Raw genomic sequence first — 19,229 nt, 5'->3', positions numbered from 1 at the left:
TATAATTGTGTGTGGAGAAATATCTGTAACTATTTGTAAAAATAGGAGGTGGCTATAAAAATGCAAGAAAGTGCTAGATGGGATTTAAATCGCTTGTATTTGAATGAGGATATTCTATTTCCGATTTTGGAGTTGAAAGAGCAATATTTTGTAACAAAAGATGTAGAGATTCTTTCAAAGCTTATACAAGCTATTGAAAAAGCAGAATACTATTTGTACTGTCTATCGGTTGAAGAAAGTGTTCCATCTGACCTTACTAAATTGACCGTGAAAGTGAAGGAACTAAAAAGTGAATTACAGCAAGTAATAAAACATAATGAAGTGGAAACTTCAGATAATACTAAGTTAATAAAAGATGAACTTAATGCGTGGGAAAATATGTACATACAATTACGGGATAGGATAGAAATAGAGCACAATAATAAACTATTATCCTTTGGACAAGCAAATACTATTGCAATGAATAGTGATAATGAAAAGGAAAGATTAGAAGTATTCGATTCATTAACATGTGCTTTACATAAGGAAAAAGAAATCTTTGCTACTGTATTAAATCAAGTAGGGAGATTGCGTAATGCAAAGAGTAATGAAATAGAAGATAGAGAGATTTTAACACAATCTTTTCATGCGAATGGCATTTCAGAAACTGTATTATTCCAAATGTGGAATGTGACAGAAGAAAACCTTGATAAATTAGTAAGTGCTTTAAACGTGTATAAGAAAGGGAAAGCTTCGATTACATGGCATGAACTTATGACAGTAAAGGAAAGTAATGAGGTCATGATTCCTTTTTCAGTAGCAGTACAAAACGTTTATGATGCATGTAAGAATATTGATCAAGAATTAGCAGAATTTGCACGTAATGCGATAGAAAGTGGATGGATAGATGCTGAACCGAGAGAGAATAAACCACCAGGTGGGTTTTGTGCTCCATTTTTCAGTGAGAAAGAATCGAGAATCTCCATGCGTTATGATGGGAGTATAGATAGTGTAAGAGTGCTCGCTCATGAATTAGGACATGCTTGGCATTTTTATAATATGAGTTTTGAACAATCTACATCTTTTTTAGATGATTATTTGCCGATGAGTACGGCTGAATCAGCATCTATTTTCTTTGAAACGGTACTCTTAAATTATCTAATTGAAACAACGGATAGTAAAGATATGAAAAAGTCATTACTTAGCTGGAAAATAAGAAATAGTTTTAATTATGTAATGGCAATACGAGCATCGTATCAGTTTGAAAAAACATTTTATGAAAAATGTAAAGAGGGTCCTTTAAGTGCTGATGAAATTGAGAAATTATCTATAATTGCACAAAAAGAAGCTTATGGAAATGCTTTAAGTGAATACCAGCCGTTTGTATGGATGAAATATATTCAATTTTATATAGCAGATGTTCCTTTTTACAATTATCCATACACGTTTGGATATTTAGTAAGTTTTAGCTTATTAGAAATAGCTCAAGAAGGTAAAAGTACTTTTCATTTGAAATATAAAGAGTTCTTACGAGAAACAGGAAAGGCTCCAGTAGAGGAGCTTATGAAAAAACATTTTGAAATAGATATAAGAAATTATGAATTTTGGAATAAAGCTTTTATTCAAATTTCTAAAGACATTGATGAATATTTGCAGCTTATGTAAGGGGAGAGTACAGTGGATCAGCAATTTATAAAAGGTATACCTTTTTCAACTTTAGAATATGCAAAAGCTATAAGTTTATTAAAAGGTTGGCTACATGAACAACAAGAGAAACCAAGGTTTGTAGTAACTGCAAATCCTGAAATTGTTATGTCTGCAAAGGAAAATACGGAAAAATCAAAGGAGTTTAAAAAGATGTTACTATCTGCGGATTTAATAACAGCGGATGGGATTGGTGTCATAATTGGCTCGAAAATATTAAAAGGAACTTTGAAAGAACGTGTTACTGGGGCGGATTTAACTCACGATTTAATAAAATATTGTAACGACAATGAATATCGTGTCTTTCTTTTTGGAGCTGTGCCAGAAAGTAATAAAAAGGCAATAGAAAAATTAAATGAGCAGTTCCCAGGAGCACAGTTTAAAGGACAGCATGGCTTTGTAAATGGTGAAGAAATAGAAGAAATAAAAATGAAAATTAAGCAATTCAAGCCGCATTTATTACTTGTAGGACTAGGTTCACCAAAACAAGAAGAGTTCATTTATGAAAACATACAAACATTAAACGTTCCGCTATCTATTGGTATCGGAGGAATGATTGATATAATATCTGGTACTGTAAAAAGAGCACCGAAAATAATGAGGGATACTGGAACTGAATGGCTGTATAGGTTACTCTCACAGCCGAAAAGATTAAAGAGACAACTTGTACTTCCGAAATTTTTATTGTCGGTTATGTCAGAGAGGATTAAAGGGATTAATTAATAAAGGGGACTACATACATGAACAGAATCGGCATTATCGGAGCAATGCAAATTGAAATAGATTTACTTTTAGAAAAGCTAGTAATACAAGAAGAACAGACAATAGCGGGAATGCCATTTTATATTGGAGAATTCATGGGAACAGAAGTAATTATTGCACGTTCTGGTGTAGGGAAAGTAAATGCAGCTGCATGTGCGCAAACATTAATTCATAAATTTAATGTAGACTCTATCATCAATACGGGCGTTGCTGGTGGATTACATCCAGATGTAAAAGTTGGTGATGTAGTTATTTCAACTAATGTTACCCATCATGATGTAAGTAAAAATCAAATGAAAAAATTATTCCCGTTTCAAGAGGAGTTTATTGCAAGTAAGGAATTGATAGAGTTAGCACGTAAAGCATGTAACAGTAATAGTTCAAATATTCAAGCTCACGAAGGAAGAATTGTAAGTGGTGAATGTTTTGTTGAAGATTCAAAGTTAAAGGCAAAATTAATAGACGAATACGCACCTCATTGTACAGAAATGGAAGGTGCAGCAATTGGACATGTTGCCTACATAAATGATATACCGTTTCTTGTTATACGATGTATTTCTGACAGTGCAGATGATGAAGCTCAAGTTTCTTATGATGATTTCGCGAAAACTGCTGCAAATTATTGCTCGGAAATTATTATTGAGATTCTTAAAAATATATCTGGTAAAACTATAGTCCAAAAGGAGAGATAAGAATGTTACAAGCATTAATTTTTGATATGGATGGAACATTATTTCAAACAGATAAAATTTTAGAATTATCGTTAGATGATACTTTTGATCACTTAAGATCACTTCAATTATGGGATACGGTAACACCGATTGAAAAATACCGTGAAATTATGGGTGTGCCGCTACCGAAAGTTTGGGAAGCTTTATTACCGGAACATTCTATTGAAATAAGAGAACAAACAGATGCATATTTTTTAGATAGACTAATTGAAAACATAAAAAGCGGAAAAGGCGCTTTATATCCAAATGTAAAAGAAATATTTACATATATAAAAGAAAATAATTGTTCAATTTACATTGCTAGTAATGGTTTGAAAGAATATTTACGAGCAATCGTAACTTATTATGCTTTAGACAAGTGGGTGACTGAAACGTTTAGTATCGAACAAATACAATCGCTAAATAAAGGTGACTTAGTTAAAAGTATTATGAACAAATATGATATAAAAGAGGCAGCCGTAGTTGGTGACCGGCTATCTGATATAAATGCAGCGAAAGACAACGGTTTACTGGCAATTGGATGCAATTTTGATTTTGCGCAAGAAGATGAACTTGCTCAGGCTGATATAGTAATAGATGATTTAATAGATTTAAAGCGGATACTGCCTGCTGTACAGAGATAAATAAAGTGTGTGCATTTTTTTCGAGTCCTATATGTCTTATTTTATGGAGGGGAATATGCTTAAAAATAATTTTAAAATTAGTAATATTCCTGCGGTTTTGTGGGGAGATAAGAGTGAAAAAATTTTTATTGCAGTACATGGAAATATGTCAAATAAGGAAGATGTAGTTATTCAAATATTAGCTGAAGAAGCCGATCGAAAAGGTTATCAAGTATTAAGCTTTGATTTACCTGAGCATGGAGAAAGAAAGAATGATAACACTCCTTGTAAAGTACAGTTTTGTGTTAATGAATTATCTATAATTATGAACTACGCAAAAGAACATTGGAAAGAAATAAACGTGTTTGCATGTAGTATGGGAGCATATTTTAGCCTTTTAGCTTTTCAAAATGATGTGATAGAAAAGGCATTATTTTTATCACCAGTAGTTAATATGGAACGAATTATAGAAAATATGATGAAATGGTTTAATGTAACACCGGAGCTTTTACAAAAAGAAATGACTATAGAGACACCTATTGGTCAAAAGTTATATTGGGATTATTTATGCTATGTAAAAGAGCATCCTATTAGTACATGGAATACAGATACATATATTATGTACGGAGCTAAGGATGAACTGTGCGAATTTGAAACTATTAACTATTTTACAAAAAAACATTGTTGTGAATTAGAAGTTATGGAGACGGGTGAACATTACCTTCATACTGAAGAACAGTTAAAAATATTTGAACAGTGGTTACACAAACATATTGATTAACAAATTACAATTTATCTTGAACCTGTTAGAGAAGAATGGGGAATATATAAACTGATAGTATATTTGAGAGAAAATATAAATGTGAATGTATACACTTAAACAAACAGATGCTTTAGTTAAATAAGAATTAAACAACTATATTATCGATTTATATCTAAAGTGAAGAATACACATACTACGAATTGAATAAGATAACAATCATAAAAATGCTCAGAATCAAAAATTCTAGAGCATTTTTATGTATTTTCATAGTAAGGGGAGATTTACTTGAAAGATATACATATTCAACAAATTGAAGATTTAATGATATACGAACACGATTATCTTGTTCAGGAAAGCAAAGACGAAGGATTTTATTTCCTAATAAAACTAATAAGTGAATATGAAAATAAAATAAACACGTTTAATAAAACTGGTGAATGCTTATATGGGATTTTTCAAGGGGAAAAGTTAATTGGAATAGGAGGGTTAAATGAGGATCCATATACAATAAACAATAAGATTGGTAGGATAAGGAGATTTTATATTGCAAAAAAATACCGAAGGAAAGGATTAGGGAGGTTATTATTAGCGAGAATTATAAACGATGCGAAAAAACATTTTAATATTGTTGTTTTAAATACAGATACAGTACAGGGTGACAAATTTTATACTTCGAGTGGATTTCTGAAAGGGACAAAATATATGGGAGTGAGCCATTATTTGAACTTATATAAAAGGATATAGTGAATTATTGTTTACTTCTCCAACAGAACTTTTGTTCTGTTTCGTGTAGATTGATGTTATAATTTATAAGAATCTAATATTAGAATGGAGAATTGGATGATGGGAGAAAATAAAATTATTAATGATTTCAATGAATATTCAATTTGGATAAATACATTGAAAGGTATGAAAGAGGAATTGTGGGTGGCACCAATATCAGAGGGGAAATGGACTATTGGCGAAATAATATCTCATATTATGAACTGGGATGACTATCTATTACGTGAGACATTATCATCAGTGAGAGATGGGAAGGGAATGGAGTTCCCTGATTTTGATACATATAATAAACTAGCATCTAGTTATGCCAAATCCGGTATATCTAAGATGAAACTTCTTGAAGAAGCAAAAGCTAAAAGAGAGTTACTCGTAAAAGAACTTAGATTACTATCTGCTGGAAATCTAAAGAAACCTTTAACGGCCAATGGAGTATCACATTGTCCTCATACCGGAACGCCATATTCTCTTATATATATTATTAAAGAATTTGTAGATCATGATAACCATCATAAAAGACAGGTTATTCATTTTTTAAATGAAAATCAAATTGTTAATTGATAAAGAAAGATCCCGCAAATCATATTTGTGGGATCTTTCTTACATTATAACTTAACCTTCATGTGTTTCAATAATAATCCTGGTTTACCTTTTACATAATAAAAATGCGGATTATTTTCATCATCATAAAGCATAATATAAGGCTTTTCTTTTAGTGGGAGTAGTATAAGTATTTCGTCTATTGTAGTGTGTAACCATTGATTAGTAATAGAAACCGGCTTAGATAAAGGGATTTTTATCATATAGCCATCTTTTGGAACGACATTTAAGTTTTTAAATGGACCAGTAATTGATTTAGCGTATTGAACTGCTTCTTTTTGGATTACTGGATCTAAAGATTGCTTTTGAATGACCATTTCTTTTTGACAATCAAATACTTCAATTTGTTGATTTGTATTTGCGAACGCATTTGTTGATAATAGAAATAGAAGAAGAGAAATGACCCCGATTTTTTTTATCATAGTACAACACCTCACCATTACTATCCCCTCAAAAGCTTTAAATATTTTTCTGTCACATTCATGTAACAAAGATGTTGTATGATACAATTGGTTTTTGTTTAAAAGCAATGGAGGAAAAAATATGAAAGTTTTAATTGCAGATGACGAACAAGATATGTTAAGGATTTTAAAAGCTTATTTTGAAAAAGAAGGCTTTGAAGTATTATTAGCGAAAGACGGAGAGGAAGCACTTCAAATATTTTATGATGAAAAAATTGATTTAGCTATTTTGGATTGGATGATGCCGAAACATAGTGGTATTACTGTCTGTCAGGAAATAAAAAAGAATTCAAGCGTAAAAGTATTAATGCTTACGGCGAAAAGTGAAAGTGAAGATGAATTAGCAGCGCTTCAAAGTGGGGCAGATGAGTACGTAAAAAAACCATTTCATCCAGGAGTACTAATTACGCGAGCGAAAAAACTTATTCAGCATGATGATATTATTCAAGTACAAGATGTAAAGATAAATTTTGCCAAAAATAAAGTATATAAAAATGATATAGAGTTAGAAATTACAAAAACAGAGCTCGAATTAATAAAATGCTTTTTAAATCATAAAGGAACTATTTTAACTCGTAAAAAATTGTTAGACATTGTATGGGGATTTGACTATTTTGGAGAAGAGAGAACGGTTGATACACATGTAAGAAGGCTGCGTAAAAAAATTGGAGAAAATATTATTAAGACGCATCGTGGGCTGGGTTATAGTTTGGAGGAACAAAGTGAATAAACTTGGGAAAAAGCTATTTCTCAGCATTTCTTTAACCGTTATTCTTATATTTACAATTTCTTTATTATTAATTAACTTTCTCCTGCCGAAATATAATATTTATAAAACACGTGAAAACTTAAATGAATTTACAACTCAAATACAAAATGCGCCAGTCAATGATTTAGAAGATGTTATTCATACAATTGAAAGTGAAAATAACGTTACAATTGTGTATACGCCAATTAATCAGTCAGAAGATGCTATGAACGACGCGTTACGCATGCAACTTACGAAAAAGAAAGTAACGTTAAATAAGCTTTGGATTACGAAAGACGAAGTTATGAAAGTGAAGACGGAAGGGCAATCGAATAAACTGTACGATCAAGGAAAGGTAAAAGCGAGTTTTTTTGCTAAATATATTGCGAAAGATGATACGATAATTTTAATTGGGACTTCCATTGCGAATTCAAATGAAATTATAAATACGTTAAATACATTTTACTTATATATCCTATGTTTCTCGCTCCTTCTTATTATTTTACTTGTGTGGATACTTTCAAAAATAATAACGACACCACTGAAAGAGTTAAGTGATGTGGCTCAGGATATTTCACATTTGCAGTTTAAAAGAACGAAAGTGAAAACGAATGATGAAATAGGAGAGTTGGCCAATAGTATTAATATCATGAGTGAAAAACTACATGAAGCACATCAAGACTTAACTGATCGTAATGAACATTTAAAACGATTTATGGGTGATGTAACGCATGAATTAAAGACACCGATCGCATTAGTAAAAGCATACTCTATGGGGATTAAAGATGGATTAGATGATGGGACTTATGTAGATACAATTATTAAACAAACAGATCAAATATCAAACTTAATTGAAGAACTATTACGATTTTCTAAACTAGAAAGAGATATTTTACAAAAAGAAGAATTCCCCATTGAACCACTGGTTCAGAGTATATTAGATAAGCATCAGATTGAACTGGATTCGAAAGAAATTAACTTGCAAGTAAATTGTAATGCGGGCAATACAATCGTTTATGCAGATTTAAATAAAATGAGAATGGTGTTTCAAAATTTAATTTCTAATGCGATAAAATATACAGCAAATCAAAACATAATAATTACATTAGAAGATAGAAATAAAAGTATATATTTCCAAATAAAAAATGGCATTCCTACGGATAAAATTAAGGATATCGAGAAAATTTGGGAGCCTTTTTATGTACTAGAATCTTCTCGTAGTAAAGAAAAATCAGGTACAGGATTAGGTTTAGCGATAGTGAAAAGTATTTTAGAAAGGCATGGTTTTGAATATGGAGTTTCCTCTATAGATGGAGAAATTCAATTTTATATAAATGTGAAAAAGGACTAATGAAAATATTAGTCCTTTTTGCAGCTTTAGAGATTAGCGATATAGGATGAATCACCATAATTTTCAAAATTGATGTATTAAATGGAGAATTAGCAAATGTTCTACTTTCATTAAATTCACGTGAAGTTCACAGGAAAACGTTATATTTACATAGTTATATTTGAATTTAATGAAGTGAGGTATTCAGATTTGAAAAGAAAGAAATTAGTAATTGGTAGCATTTTAATGGGTATGACGTTATCTTTATCTGCATGTGGTTCATCAGATAATATTGTAACGACAAAATCAGGAAGCATTTCAGAAAGTGATTTTAACAAAAAATTAAAAGAAAACTACGGTAAACAGAATTTATCTGAAATGGTAGTAGAGAAAGTATTAAATGATAAATATAAAGTTACGGATGAAGAGGTAACGAAACAAATAAAAGAATTAAAAGACAAGATGGGCGATAATTTTAATACATATATGGAATCCAATGGTGTGAAAAATGAAGCTCAGTTGAAAGAGAAATTAAAGCTTACTTTTGCTTTTGAAAAAGCTATTAAAGCAACCGTAACGGAAAAAGATATTAAAGATCATTATAAGCCAAAGCTTCAAGTTAGCCATATTTTAGTAAAAGATGAAAAGACAGCAAAAGAAATTAAAGAAAAATTAAATAGTGGCGAAGATTTCGCGGCATTGGCTAAACAATATTCAGAGGATCCAGGTTCTAAAGAAAAAGGTGGGGAACTATCTGAATTTGGACCTGGTATGATGGTGAAAGAATTTGAGGATGCTGCGTATAAGTTAGAAGTTGGTCAATTGAGTGAACCTGTTAAATCCTCTTTCGGATATCATATTATTAAGCTAACGGATAAAAAAGAGCTTAAACCGTATGAGGAAGAGAAAGATAATATTCGTAAAGAATTAGAACAGCAACGTATACAAGATCCTCAATTCCATCAACAAGTTACTAGAGAACTGCTTAAAAATGCAGATATAAAGGTATCGGATAAAGACTTGAAAGATACCTTTAAAGAGTTAGAAAAATAATAAATGGAATGTAAGGCAAGCGATAGAAATATCGGTTGTCTTTTTCTCTATTTATCCCGCTATTTGCCGGGCAGTAAGACCCCACCTCAAAATTCAGCGAAAGCAAAGAAGTGGCCCTGCTGATCGTAAACGCCCAATTGGTGAGGGCTGATTAAAGTTTCACGTTATAAAGAAGGAGGAAGTGGGAAAATAATTTCACACCTCCATTAAATTTTACTTAATAAGAAATCTTTGAGTTTCTCAACTTTTATATAAAAATAAAACTGAATTTTCAGTTATTTTGTTATATAGTAAAAGAGAACGAATAAGGGGAGGGAATATTTTGAGTAAAAAGAAAATGGCAATTACACTGTCAGCAATGCTATCTGCAACAATTATACCTAGCTTTACTATGGATGTGCATGCAGAGAAGAAGGAAGAGACTAAAAATACGAAAATTGAATTAGAAAATGGGATGACAAAACCGATTTATTCTCTCGATGAAGCTATTATCGAAAATTTATATGTAGAGACAGAAGTTGATAGTGATCGAGACGGTAAGAAAGACAGAGTATCGATAAAAGTTATGCGTCCAAAGACAGATCCGAATGTGAAAGTTCCTGTTATTTATGAAATGAGTCCATATCGATCTGGATTAAAAGATGTTCCTGTATATAATGTAGATGAAGAATTGTATGCGTATGAAGGAAAACCGTATGGAGCGATTAATCTTGGTTCGTATGGGAACTATTACGTGCCAAGAGGTTATGCAGTTATTTTAGGCGAAAGTATCGGTACTGGAAAATCAGATGGATGCCCTACAACTGGAGATGAACAAGAGATACTTGGGACAAAATCTGTTATTGATTGGGTAAACGGTCGCGCGAAAGCATTTACAGAACAGGGTGAGGAAGTTCAGGCAAATTGGTCTACAGGCAATGTAGGTATGACTGGAGTTTCTTATAATGGTACATTACCAAATGCTGTTGCGACTACTGGAGTTGAAGGTTTAAAAACAATTATTCCAATCGCAGCAATTAGTAGTTGGTATGATTATTATCGTGCAAATGGTGCAGTCATTGCTCCAGGCGGATATCAAGGAGAAGATACAGATAATATGGCAGAAGCAGTACTGACAAGGGAAAACCCTGAAGTTTGCGGACAAGTTATAAAAGAGTTAACGGCTGGACAAGACCGAAAAACAGGTAATTATAATGATTTTTGGGATAAACGTAACTATGTAAAAGATGCTAAAAATGTAAAAGCGAGTGTATTTGTTGTTCATGGTTTAAACGATTGGAATGTTAAAACGAAACAGTTCGCGCAATGGTGGGAAGCACTTGGAGAAAATAATGTTCCGCGTAAAATGTGGCTACACCAAGGTGGTCATGGTGGGACATCAAGTAATAACTGGCAGCAAACACAAAATAAATGGTTAGATTATTGGTTGTACGGAATTGAAAATGGAATTATGGATGAACCAATGGTTGATGTGCAAAGAGAAAATAAAACGTGGCAAAAGATAAAAAATTGGCCAGATCCAGCAGCTGTACCTTCAAAAATCCGTATGTATTTAAGCAATAAATCAGTCAATTTGCCACTAAGTATGGGATCGGCTAATAAAGTTTTCTCATTCTTAGATGATGCACAAATAAAATCAAACCAATTAGTAGCAAATCCAGAATTAGAAGTAGCAAATCGATTAGTATATACAATGCCTGTACTGCAAAAAGATACGCGTATAAGTGGTACACCAAAGATTTCAATTACAGGAAATATTGATCGATCTGTATCAAATTTAACAGCGTTACTTGTTGACTATGGAGGAGCGAAGCCGGAAATCGTAACGAGAGGCTGGATGGATCCACAAAACGTAAAGAGTATAGAAAATTCAACAGCGATTCAAGCGGGCAAAGATTATACATTTACATGGGATATGCAGCCAGATGATTATGTATTTAAAGTGGGGCATCAAATCGGAGTTGTTTTAATTGCAAGTGATTATGATTATACAATTAGACCGAAAGCTGGCACGAAACTTACAGTGAAATTAAGTGAAGTGACATTGCCGATTGTGAAATAAATATTTTTTCTAAAGAGCTTACTAAAGTAAGCTCTTTAATTTGTAGTCTGAATTTTTAATTTTTATATTTCAAATTGGAAGGGTATGTAATACAATATCATTATATTCTATGGAAAGTGAGTGATATATTATGATAGTCAGCTCTTTCGAAATCTCATTAAAATTAGAGGTACAGGAAGATTAGTTGAATTGAAATCTTCCGTACGTAAAAACGGAGGAGAAAATAAATGTTTAGTTTTTATAGTACACTTTGTACGGAACTGTATGATTACACAAAACCAGTCGGTTATTCTTTAAATGGTGATATTGAGTATTACAAAGAACGTTTAAAAGATTGTAGAGGAAGAATCCTCGAAGCCGCAGTAGGTTCAGGGCGTGTCATCATTCCGCTTCTAGAGGCTGGTTTTAAAGTGGATGGGATAGATTATTCACCTGAAATGCTAGATTCTTGCCGTAAGCGCTGTAAAGAGAGAGGCTTACATCCTAATTTATATGAAGGAAGCTTGCAACAATTTTCACTTCCGCATAAATATGAAGCAATTATCATTCCTACTGGATCTTTTTGTTTAATTGAAAATCGTTTGGATTCTATAAATGCATTAATATGTTTTTATGAACATCTTAATCCAGGTGGACGATTAATCGTGGATATTATGCTCCCGCATAAATGGAAGACTGGGGAAATTCATACATCGACTTTCTCTTTGCCAAGCGGAGACGGAATCACATTAGAAAATAAATCAATTGAAATAGATTGGCTGAACCAAGTTACTGTATCATATTTGAAATATGAAAAGTGGAGTAAAGGACAGTTAGTACAAACAGAATTACAACGCTTTGCGCTGCGCTGGTATGGAATAGAAGAGTTTATACTTCTTTTAGAAAGTATAGGTTTCTCAAACATTACTTGCTCTGCTGAATATGTTTATGAAAAAGAACCGTCAAATGCAAATCAAATGATTACTTTTGAAGCTGTGCGAAAAGAATAGAACTAAAACTATGAATAAAAAATAAGGCAATCGTTTTAAAATCGGCTGTCTTATTTTTTATTTTATGTAATGGTTTATAGAGAAAGATTGGAGGGAAATAAATGAAACTTATATTAATATTTGGCCCACAAGCAGTTGGGAAAATGACAGTGGGGCAAGAATTAGCAACATTAACTGGTTTAAAACTTTTTCATAACCACATGACAATTGATTTAGTAAGTCCAATTTTTGATTACAGTACGAAAGAAGCAAAAAGACTAGTAAGTTTATTTCGTAATGAAATATTTGAAGAAGTATCTAAAAGTGATTTATCTGGAATGATTTTTACGTATATATGGGCATTTGACCTCCAAGAGGATTGGGATTATATACATCATGTAGAAAATATTTTTGAATCAAAAGGTGGGACAGTGTATTTTGTAGAGCTGGAAGCGGAATTAGATGAAAGATTAGAACGAAATAAAAGCCCGAATAGATTAGAACATAAACCGAAAAAAAGAGATATTGAGTGGTCTGAAAATAATTTGAAAGAAACGATGAAAATGCATAGATTAAACTCTCTTCATGGTGAAATTGAAAAAGAAGAGTATATAAAAATTAATAACACGTATTTGAGTGCAAAAGAAGTAGCGGAAATGATTAAAGAGAAGTTTCAATTGTAAAATTCCCGAAGTCTATTTCGTTTCTATTGTCCAAGCATTCTCCTACTAATTACATATACTATTTATGTTAAAATCGGTCACTATTTTAGATGGTGCTATTTTAATATATATAACTATGCAGGGAAGGGGGAGAATAAATTTGGAAAACGTAGAACAAGATAGAATTGAAAATCAAGTGTATTCAAATCGTGTAGTAAGATCAGAATTTGATGCGAATTGGGAAACTTGTATATCAAAGAGTGGTTATGTAATTTATATAGCAACAAGTAATAATGCTGAAGTAATAGTGCTTCTTGCAGATGGTTCAAGTAAATTATTAATTTTCGAAAAAGGTGGTAAAGTAGTAGTAGGTGGCGGTGGAACAAGTCATTACAGTAAGCCACATATTGCAAGAAATATTTAAGGTAAAACATGTTAATTGAGAAGAAGCTGGAAGACGGTTAGTCATTCATATTTAGAGAATGACTAACCGTTTTTAAATGTAGTTTTTGAAGAATTATATAACCAATATAAAAAGCATTTCCTATTTCGGGAAATGCTTTTTATATGTTATAGTATAATAGTGTTTTAAAACAATGTTATTTTAATATATTTCAAATTTTGTTATGTATTATTTTTATATTAAATTAGCACCTAAAGTATTTTTTTATATAAGGAGTAGTAATTAGAGAAATGAAAAATATAGACTTTATACTAGAAAGTGATGAGGCATTAAAACCATCTGAACGATTAGTACTATTATTATTAGAGAAGCATAGAATGTTATATACGAACGATCTATTGGCATTATCAAATTTATCATATAAAACATTAACAGATGCATTAACGGCGCTAGTTTTAAAATCGTATGTGTTAAAGGAAACAGGTAAGGGAAGAAGACAGAATTGCTATAGATTAGTATGATAAGGCAGCTGTTTTAGAAACTTTTACATATGTTTTTTCAATTGTAAGGTGAAATTATATTTTTGTTTTCGAACGAAAAACTTACTATAAGAGGGGCTAAGATAGTAGCGTTTCATTTTTGTAAATATAATTATTTCATCATTGAAAATACAAAAATAAAATAAACCGCATAAAACAGAAATAAAAAACAATCCATTTTTAAAATGGATTGTTTTTTATTGGAATAATATTATTTGATATGTTGAAAGCATAAATAGCAGAATAAACATTACCTGTTTTAGTTCATGCAACTGAACAAATATGATGAAAACTATGTGTATAGTTTTTTGCTTGCTTTTTCAGTCACTCTAATGAAATCATGGTCTTCATTGTTTAAAGGCAGTATTTTTAACATTATTGCTATTCAGCATTAAGCACAAAAAAGTGATATATAATATTATTATGTAAACTTAAGGTTTTAAAAGGAAAATATAATAATGAATAGAACATGTAGAAGGAGATGCTTAAATATTTTGAAGAATGGGAGATTATTATGGAGCATTTACAATCAATAGCACAAGCTGTTATAAGTGGTAATAAGGAAAAAGTAGTGAAGTTTATAAAGGCGAGTCCAAGTATTGTTAACGAATGTAGTGAAGATGGATGGACACCACTTCATTTAGCAGCTTATTTTGGACAGAAAGAAATAGCGAGTTTTCTTTTAGAAAGTGGTGCAGATATACATAGTAGAGCGAAAAACGAAAATGAAAATACGCCTTTGCAAGCAGCAATTGCGAACAAGCAAAGTGAACATGTTGCTTTCTTAATTGAAAAAGGATTAGATGTAAATATTATGCAAAGTGGTGGCTGGACAGGACTTCACGAAGCGGCATTATTAGGAAATGAAGAAATAATTATGTTACTCCTTAAAAATGGAGCTAATAAGATGATAAAGAAAAATGATGGGAAAACAGCGTATGATATTGCATTAGAAAAAGGATATGATCATCTATTACATCATTTGAAACAGGAAGTGAACTTATGATGAATAAATGGAGTGTTGGTATATTTTTATTTAATGAAGTAGAAGTGTTAGACTTTGCAGGGCCATTTGAAGTTTTTTCTGTAACTGAGGTGAATGAGGAAAAACCATTTACTGTTTATACAGTTAGCGAGAATGGGGAAATGATTACAGCAAGGAACGGATTGAAGGTACAGCCAGATTATAGTATTGAAAATTTACCACCAGTGGATATTTTAATAATTCCGGGCGGGCTAGGTGCTAGAGAATATGAAATAAAAAATGAAATAGTAATAAAATGGATTCGCCAACAAATGAAAGAAGTAAAGCTGATGACTTCAGTTTGTACAGGAGCGCTATTACTGGCGAAAGCAGGTTTACTGGAAGGTTTAAAAGCAACAACACATTGGGCTAGTATTGAAAAGTTTAAAAATGAGTTTCAAAATGTTGAAGTTATAGAAAATGTAAAGTTTGTAGATGAAGGACATATTATAACATCTGCCGGAATTTCAGCTGGAATTAATATGGCATTTCATATTGTGAAAAACTTGTTAGGTGTGCATGTTGCGGAGGATACAGCGAAGCGAATGGAGTATGATATTAGTTTCCCAAATTAAAAAGCCCGAATTGGGCTTTTTATATTGAATGAATATAGTTAAGCTCTTCATCACTCAACATAGGGCGAACAGATGCATTTGCATTTTCTTGTGCTTGTATTCCTGTTTTGGCACCAGGAATTACAACACTTACTGCCGGATGAGAGAGTACATAGCGAAGTGCAAGTTGCCCTAAGGTCTGATTTTTATTTGAGAGCAACCGAAGTTTCTCTACAGTTTGTAAGTCTTCTTGAAACCAAGTTTCATTTGGCCAATCTTTGCGTAAATCTCCATCCGGAAAAATTGTTTTATTTGTGAATTTTCCAGTTAAAATGCCCATTTTTAATGGACCACGAATAACAGCTCCTAAATTTTTCTCTTGTAAAAATGGTAATATATCTTTTTCTGGTTTTCGATTTAATATATTGTAATCAAGCTGTACGATATCAATTTCGTTGTTGTTATTGAAATGATGAATGTATTGTAAATCATGAGTCGAAACACCGACTGCTCTTACTTTGCCATCACGTTTTAATATGTCAAATGCACGTAGAAATGCTTCTGTTTCCCTACGATTATGCCACCAAATATGACAAAAATAAAGATCAATATAATCTGTTTGAAGACGTTGTAAACTTGTTTCGAATACGGCGATGATTTTTTCGGGAGTATCATATACAGGAACTCCATTAGGGTCGTAGTGATGCCCGATTAAACCACCTTTCGTTGATAGGATAATATCATTGCGATGTCCTTTAATCGCGGTAGCCACCAACTTTTCGCTATGTCCTAAACCATACACATCCGCAGTATCAATAAAATTCACACCACACTCAATTGCTTTTTTTATAGCGGTTATAGATTGTTTATCGTTAACAGGTCCCCATTCATCACCACCGATTGCCCATGCGCCAAAACCTATTTCAGAAACAGTTATTCCAGTTTTACCTAATGTGCGGTAATGCATATTTCTCCTCCTTGTAAGCATGTTATAACATGGATATGTGGGCAAGGAATTTTTTGTGTGAAAAAACTCTTCTACAATAGTAGAAAAAGAATTACAGAAACTACTATTTTATAGCAGCATGTATAAAAAAAAACGGTGTAAATATGGAAATGTCGTCGAATGCTATCTTTAATTGGTTAATTTATGGGATATTTTTGTGAAGGAGTTTATTTTATAAGAATAGAATTTAATTTAGTAAGAAAACGTGCCGATGGTAGTGAAAAATATGGGTTAGGGGGATTTGAATGAGGAAACTCAAACGAGTAAATGTTCCTAATATACCAGAGCAATTATCACAACCTAGTGACAAGCGTAGGATAAATAAAAAGAAGTTAAGGCGACTTATTTTAATGGTCCTTTTTATTGCGGCAACTACTCTTTACGTTCAATATATTTTAACGAAACAACAAGAAGTAATTGATAAAAAGAAAGATACGATTACGGATCAAAAGAAGCAATTAGTATCTTTAAAGAAAGATAAAGATTCTTTAAAGACTAACATAGAAAATTTAACAGACGATGAGGAAGAAATTTTGAAGTTAGCGAGAAAAGAGTATCAATTTTCTAAGTCAAATGAAACTATATTTGTGATGCCAAAGTAATAAAAACAGTTAGCCATTGAACTGCACCCCCAATTGTTAGACACCGTCTAACAATTGGGGGTGCAGTTTTTTATGTATGAATGTCATGGTACAAGGAACAATCACATATTGTAGAAATAAAGAGTTTAAGCTATTTTCATAAATATGGAATATGCACTAAAATAAATGTTGTTAAAATTCTGTCAATTATATTATAATACAAGGTAAGCGGATACATTTTTTAATCAACGTTGAGTTCCTCGCTCATACGACTATTAAGAAACCCGTTATCCTTGTATAAGAAAGGAAGATAGCTGTGTACGCTTCAAATACAATTTATATCGTAGGGGATGCGAAAGCACCTCAAAATAATCCCATTACTGAAAAGTTTAAAAGCTATTTCGTAGCATTTATACTTGTTAAGGATACAGGGGAAATTGTAGATGCAGACTGCTCAGCGACAATTGCATTAACATCTCAATTTGTTAAATATTTATTTCTACATAAAAATATAAATGACCCGGCGTTAGTAATGGAAGTAAAGAACCGATATTTCGGTTCTTCTCAAAAAGCGTTACTTGTAGCGCTAAAAGATGCACAGAAAAAATATAATCAGATTGCTGCTTTGTCTACTCAATCATAGACAAAATCCAGCCGTAAGAATCATTCTTATGGCTGGATTTTTTTATTTCACATTATCGTCCTACATTAAAAGTAAACGAAAACAAAGTAGAGAGATAGAAGAGTAAATGCCCAATAGGTTTACCCAATAATCCGTGGGTATAAACCTCCGGTGGATTAAAATTTCACTTCATTGGAGAACGAAAGGATGAACAAAATGAAAATTACAGATGTAAAAGTAAATCGTAGACGTGTAAAACTGCATACACCGTTTAAAACCGCGCTTCGTACTGTAACCGAAATTGAAAGTATAGATGTTTATATTCATACAGACGAAGGAGTGATTGGTAAGGGGGCTGCAGCCGCAACGCCAGTTATTACGGGGGATTTCACCAGCGGAATGGAAGAAGCGATTTTAGGGCCGATGCGTTCATGTTTAATTGGTCAAAATATCATTCAATTTCAGCAGTTACTACAGCGCATTCAAATGAGTTGTATTGGAAATTCAAGTGCGAAAGCAGCGGTAGATATCGCTTTATATGATGTATATTGCCAATATCAAAATGTGCCGTTATATGCATTGTTAGGCGGGAAGAAAGAAATTCATACCGATATTACAGTGAGTGTGGATGAGCCTGTATTAATGGCAAAAGAAGCGAAGAAACATATAGAAAAAGGATTTCAAACATTAAAGATTAAAGTGGGTAAAGAGGCGCATTTAGATTTGGAACGTATTGAGGCAATTCGAAATGTGGTACCAAGAAATACGACATTACGTTTAGATGCGAATCAAGGTTGGAGTCCAAAAGAAGCGGTTTCTATCATTCAAGAGATGGAAAATCGTAATTTAAATATAGAATTTATTGAACAACCAGTACACGCGAAAGATTGGGATGGGTTAAAGTACGTCAAAGATCGTGTGCAAACGCCAATTATGGCCGATGAAAGTATATTTTCAGCAAGTGACGCATTAAAGCTCGTTCAAGGAAGATATGCAGATTTTATTAATATTAAATTAATGAAATGTGGTGGCATACGTGAAGCATGGCGTATTGCTGATATCGCAGAAACAGCTGGTGTGAAGTGTATGGTGGGCAGCATGATGGAGTCTTCACTTTCCGTTAGTGCTGTTGCGCATTTAGCGGCAGCGCATCCTAATATTCATTATTTTGATCTTGATGCACCGCTTTGGTTAATGGAAGAGCCAGAAGGAATGACTTATTCTGGATCAAAAGTAAACCTTCAATCGACAGTGAATAGTAAATCTTAGGAGAAGAGACAAGTAAACTATCTTTT

At 32.3% G+C, this 19,229-nt stretch carries 22 protein-coding genes; 20 read left to right on the top strand and 2 right to left on the bottom strand.

What is annotated here, in order from left to right:
* Positions 1-60 precede the first annotated feature (60 nt).
* The 7 genes from ACTL4X_RS14175 to ACTL4X_RS14145 all read left to right on the top strand — a co-directional run bounded on the left by ACTL4X_RS14175 (position 61) and on the right by ACTL4X_RS14145 (position 5,882).
* Entirely contained in the window at positions 61-1,644 is a 1,584-nt protein-coding gene (locus ACTL4X_RS14175; protein ID WP_001158167.1) for a M3 family metallopeptidase, read from the top strand.
* A 12-nt stretch (positions 1,645-1,656) separates the two neighbouring features.
* The gene (locus ACTL4X_RS14170) at positions 1,657-2,406 is read left to right on the top strand and encodes a WecB/TagA/CpsF family glycosyltransferase (RefSeq protein ID WP_000372656.1); all 750 of its coding nucleotides are present in this window, start codon (positions 1,657-1,659) and stop codon (positions 2,404-2,406) included.
* A gap of 17 nt (positions 2,407-2,423) precedes the next feature.
* Positions 2,424-3,137 carry a 5'-methylthioadenosine/adenosylhomocysteine nucleosidase gene (locus ACTL4X_RS14165; protein ID WP_001079719.1) on the top strand — a complete coding sequence of 238 codons (714 nt, stop codon included), beginning with the start codon at positions 2,424-2,426 and terminating at the stop codon, positions 3,135-3,137.
* Positions 3,138-3,139: 2 nt separating this feature from the next.
* Positions 3,140-3,799, top strand: coding sequence for an HAD hydrolase-like protein (locus ACTL4X_RS14160; RefSeq protein WP_000938422.1), 660 nt, complete (start codon positions 3,140-3,142; stop codon positions 3,797-3,799).
* A gap of 55 nt (positions 3,800-3,854) precedes the next feature.
* A complete protein-coding gene (locus ACTL4X_RS14155; protein WP_000916865.1) occupies positions 3,855-4,559 on the top strand; it encodes an alpha/beta hydrolase in 705 nt (234 codons plus the stop codon).
* A 267-nt stretch (positions 4,560-4,826) separates the two neighbouring features.
* Positions 4,827-5,285, top strand: coding sequence for a GNAT family N-acetyltransferase (locus ACTL4X_RS14150; protein WP_000651656.1), 459 nt, complete (start codon positions 4,827-4,829; stop codon positions 5,283-5,285).
* 99 nt (positions 5,286-5,384) lie between these two features.
* Complete coding sequence (locus ACTL4X_RS14145) at positions 5,385-5,882, top strand: DinB family protein (protein ID WP_000504410.1); 498 nt, start codon at positions 5,385-5,387, stop codon at positions 5,880-5,882.
* Between the two features lie 44 nt (positions 5,883-5,926).
* On the opposite strand, the gene ACTL4X_RS14140 is transcribed toward ACTL4X_RS14145, so the two are convergent.
* On the bottom strand, positions 5,927-6,343 hold the full coding sequence (locus tag ACTL4X_RS14140) for a hypothetical protein (RefSeq protein ID WP_000591766.1): 417 nt from the start codon (positions 6,341-6,343) through the stop codon (positions 5,927-5,929).
* A 121-nt stretch (positions 6,344-6,464) separates the two neighbouring features.
* Here ACTL4X_RS14140 and ACTL4X_RS14135 point away from each other — a divergent pair, with 121 nt between their 5' ends.
* The 10 genes from ACTL4X_RS14135 (at position 6,465) to ACTL4X_RS14090 (ending at position 15,746) form a co-directional block, all read left to right on the top strand.
* On the top strand, positions 6,465-7,112 hold the full coding sequence (locus tag ACTL4X_RS14135) for a response regulator transcription factor (RefSeq protein WP_000865979.1): 648 nt from the start codon (positions 6,465-6,467) through the stop codon (positions 7,110-7,112).
* Positions 7,105-8,481 carry a sensor histidine kinase gene (locus ACTL4X_RS14130; protein ID WP_001037260.1) on the top strand — a complete coding sequence of 459 codons (1,377 nt, stop codon included), beginning with the start codon at positions 7,105-7,107 and terminating at the stop codon, positions 8,479-8,481. Before ACTL4X_RS14135 ends, ACTL4X_RS14130 begins: the two co-directional genes overlap by 8 nt.
* A 189-nt stretch (positions 8,482-8,670) precedes the next feature.
* On the top strand, positions 8,671-9,513 hold the full coding sequence (locus ACTL4X_RS14125) for a peptidylprolyl isomerase PrsA (protein ID WP_002164522.1): 843 nt from the start codon (positions 8,671-8,673) through the stop codon (positions 9,511-9,513).
* A gap of 322 nt (positions 9,514-9,835) precedes the next feature.
* Positions 9,836-11,575 carry a Xaa-Pro dipeptidyl-peptidase gene (locus ACTL4X_RS14120; RefSeq protein WP_000038293.1) on the top strand — a complete coding sequence of 580 codons (1,740 nt, stop codon included), beginning with the start codon at positions 9,836-9,838 and terminating at the stop codon, positions 11,573-11,575.
* A 227-nt stretch (positions 11,576-11,802) separates the two neighbouring features.
* Complete coding sequence (locus ACTL4X_RS14115; RefSeq protein WP_000490912.1) at positions 11,803-12,564, top strand: class I SAM-dependent methyltransferase; 762 nt, start codon at positions 11,803-11,805, stop codon at positions 12,562-12,564.
* Between the two features lie 101 nt (positions 12,565-12,665).
* Positions 12,666-13,226 (top strand): AAA family ATPase, encoded by a 561-nt coding sequence (locus ACTL4X_RS14110; protein ID WP_000767065.1) that lies wholly within the window; start codon positions 12,666-12,668, stop codon positions 13,224-13,226.
* 139 nt (positions 13,227-13,365) lie between these two features.
* A complete protein-coding gene (locus ACTL4X_RS14105; RefSeq protein ID WP_000432421.1) occupies positions 13,366-13,629 on the top strand; it encodes a hypothetical protein in 264 nt (87 codons plus the stop codon).
* A gap of 269 nt (positions 13,630-13,898) precedes the next feature.
* The gene (locus ACTL4X_RS14100; RefSeq protein ID WP_000789029.1) at positions 13,899-14,129 is read left to right on the top strand and encodes a hypothetical protein; all 231 of its coding nucleotides are present in this window, start codon (positions 13,899-13,901) and stop codon (positions 14,127-14,129) included.
* A 532-nt stretch (positions 14,130-14,661) separates the two neighbouring features.
* Positions 14,662-15,153, top strand: coding sequence for an ankyrin repeat domain-containing protein (locus ACTL4X_RS14095; protein WP_000400679.1), 492 nt, complete (start codon positions 14,662-14,664; stop codon positions 15,151-15,153).
* Positions 15,150-15,746, top strand: a complete 597-nt coding sequence (locus tag ACTL4X_RS14090; RefSeq protein WP_000981423.1) for a DJ-1/PfpI family protein — start codon at positions 15,150-15,152, stop codon at positions 15,744-15,746. Before ACTL4X_RS14095 ends, ACTL4X_RS14090 begins: the two co-directional genes overlap by 4 nt.
* A 19-nt stretch (positions 15,747-15,765) precedes the next feature.
* On the opposite strand, the gene ACTL4X_RS14085 is transcribed toward ACTL4X_RS14090, so the two are convergent.
* Positions 15,766-16,692, bottom strand: a complete 927-nt coding sequence (locus ACTL4X_RS14085) for an aldo/keto reductase (RefSeq protein ID WP_000559357.1) — start codon at positions 16,690-16,692, stop codon at positions 15,766-15,768.
* Between the two features lie 284 nt (positions 16,693-16,976).
* Between ACTL4X_RS14085 and ACTL4X_RS14080 the strand changes: the two genes are divergently transcribed.
* The 3 genes from ACTL4X_RS14080 (at position 16,977) to ACTL4X_RS14070 (ending at position 19,203) form a co-directional block, all read left to right on the top strand.
* Positions 16,977-17,333 carry an FtsB family cell division protein gene (locus tag ACTL4X_RS14080; RefSeq protein WP_001228727.1) on the top strand — a complete coding sequence of 119 codons (357 nt, stop codon included), beginning with the start codon at positions 16,977-16,979 and terminating at the stop codon, positions 17,331-17,333.
* A gap of 295 nt (positions 17,334-17,628) precedes the next feature.
* The gene (locus ACTL4X_RS14075; protein WP_000271312.1) at positions 17,629-17,955 is read left to right on the top strand and encodes a DUF3870 domain-containing protein; all 327 of its coding nucleotides are present in this window, start codon (positions 17,629-17,631) and stop codon (positions 17,953-17,955) included.
* A gap of 186 nt (positions 17,956-18,141) precedes the next feature.
* On the top strand, positions 18,142-19,203 hold the full coding sequence (locus ACTL4X_RS14070) for a dipeptide epimerase (protein WP_001038463.1): 1,062 nt from the start codon (positions 18,142-18,144) through the stop codon (positions 19,201-19,203).
* Positions 19,204-19,229 lie beyond the last annotated feature (26 nt).

The organism is Bacillus sp. RE35, assembly GCF_052146655.1.
Classification (GTDB): Bacteria; Bacillota; Bacilli; order Bacillales; family Bacillaceae_G; genus Bacillus_A; species Bacillus_A cereus.
The sequence above is the reverse complement of the archived record's forward strand: the minus strand, read 5'-3'. Positions and strand labels throughout refer to the sequence as shown.

What these genes read in the sequence shown, in the direction of transcription:
- ACTL4X_RS14175 (WP_001158167.1), top strand. Translation starts at nt 61, where the DNA reads ATGCAAGAAAGTGCTAGATGGGATTTAAATCGCTTGTATTTGAATGAG.
- ACTL4X_RS14165 (WP_001079719.1), top strand. Translation starts at nt 2,424, where the DNA reads ATGAACAGAATCGGCATTATCGGAGCAATGCAAATTGAAATAGATTTA.
- ACTL4X_RS14160 (WP_000938422.1), top strand. Translation starts at nt 3,140, where the DNA reads ATGTTACAAGCATTAATTTTTGATATGGATGGAACATTATTTCAAACA.
- ACTL4X_RS14155 (WP_000916865.1), top strand. Translation starts at nt 3,855, where the DNA reads ATGCTTAAAAATAATTTTAAAATTAGTAATATTCCTGCGGTTTTGTGG.
- ACTL4X_RS14145 (WP_000504410.1), top strand. Translation starts at nt 5,385, where the DNA reads ATGGGAGAAAATAAAATTATTAATGATTTCAATGAATATTCAATTTGG.
- ACTL4X_RS14140 (WP_000591766.1), bottom strand. Translation starts at nt 6,343, where the DNA reads ATGATAAAAAAAATCGGGGTCATTTCTCTTCTTCTATTTCTATTATCA.
- ACTL4X_RS14135 (WP_000865979.1), top strand. Translation starts at nt 6,465, where the DNA reads ATGAAAGTTTTAATTGCAGATGACGAACAAGATATGTTAAGGATTTTA.
- ACTL4X_RS14115 (WP_000490912.1), top strand. Translation starts at nt 11,803, where the DNA reads ATGTTTAGTTTTTATAGTACACTTTGTACGGAACTGTATGATTACACA.
- ACTL4X_RS14110 (WP_000767065.1), top strand. Translation starts at nt 12,666, where the DNA reads ATGAAACTTATATTAATATTTGGCCCACAAGCAGTTGGGAAAATGACA.
- ACTL4X_RS14100 (WP_000789029.1), top strand. Translation starts at nt 13,899, where the DNA reads ATGAAAAATATAGACTTTATACTAGAAAGTGATGAGGCATTAAAACCA.
- ACTL4X_RS14095 (WP_000400679.1), top strand. Translation starts at nt 14,662, where the DNA reads ATGGAGCATTTACAATCAATAGCACAAGCTGTTATAAGTGGTAATAAG.
- ACTL4X_RS14090 (WP_000981423.1), top strand. Translation starts at nt 15,150, where the DNA reads ATGATGAATAAATGGAGTGTTGGTATATTTTTATTTAATGAAGTAGAA.
- ACTL4X_RS14085 (WP_000559357.1), bottom strand. Translation starts at nt 16,692, where the DNA reads ATGCATTACCGCACATTAGGTAAAACTGGAATAACTGTTTCTGAAATA.
- ACTL4X_RS14080 (WP_001228727.1), top strand. Translation starts at nt 16,977, where the DNA reads ATGAGGAAACTCAAACGAGTAAATGTTCCTAATATACCAGAGCAATTA.
- ACTL4X_RS14070 (WP_001038463.1), top strand. Translation starts at nt 18,142, where the DNA reads ATGAACAAAATGAAAATTACAGATGTAAAAGTAAATCGTAGACGTGTA.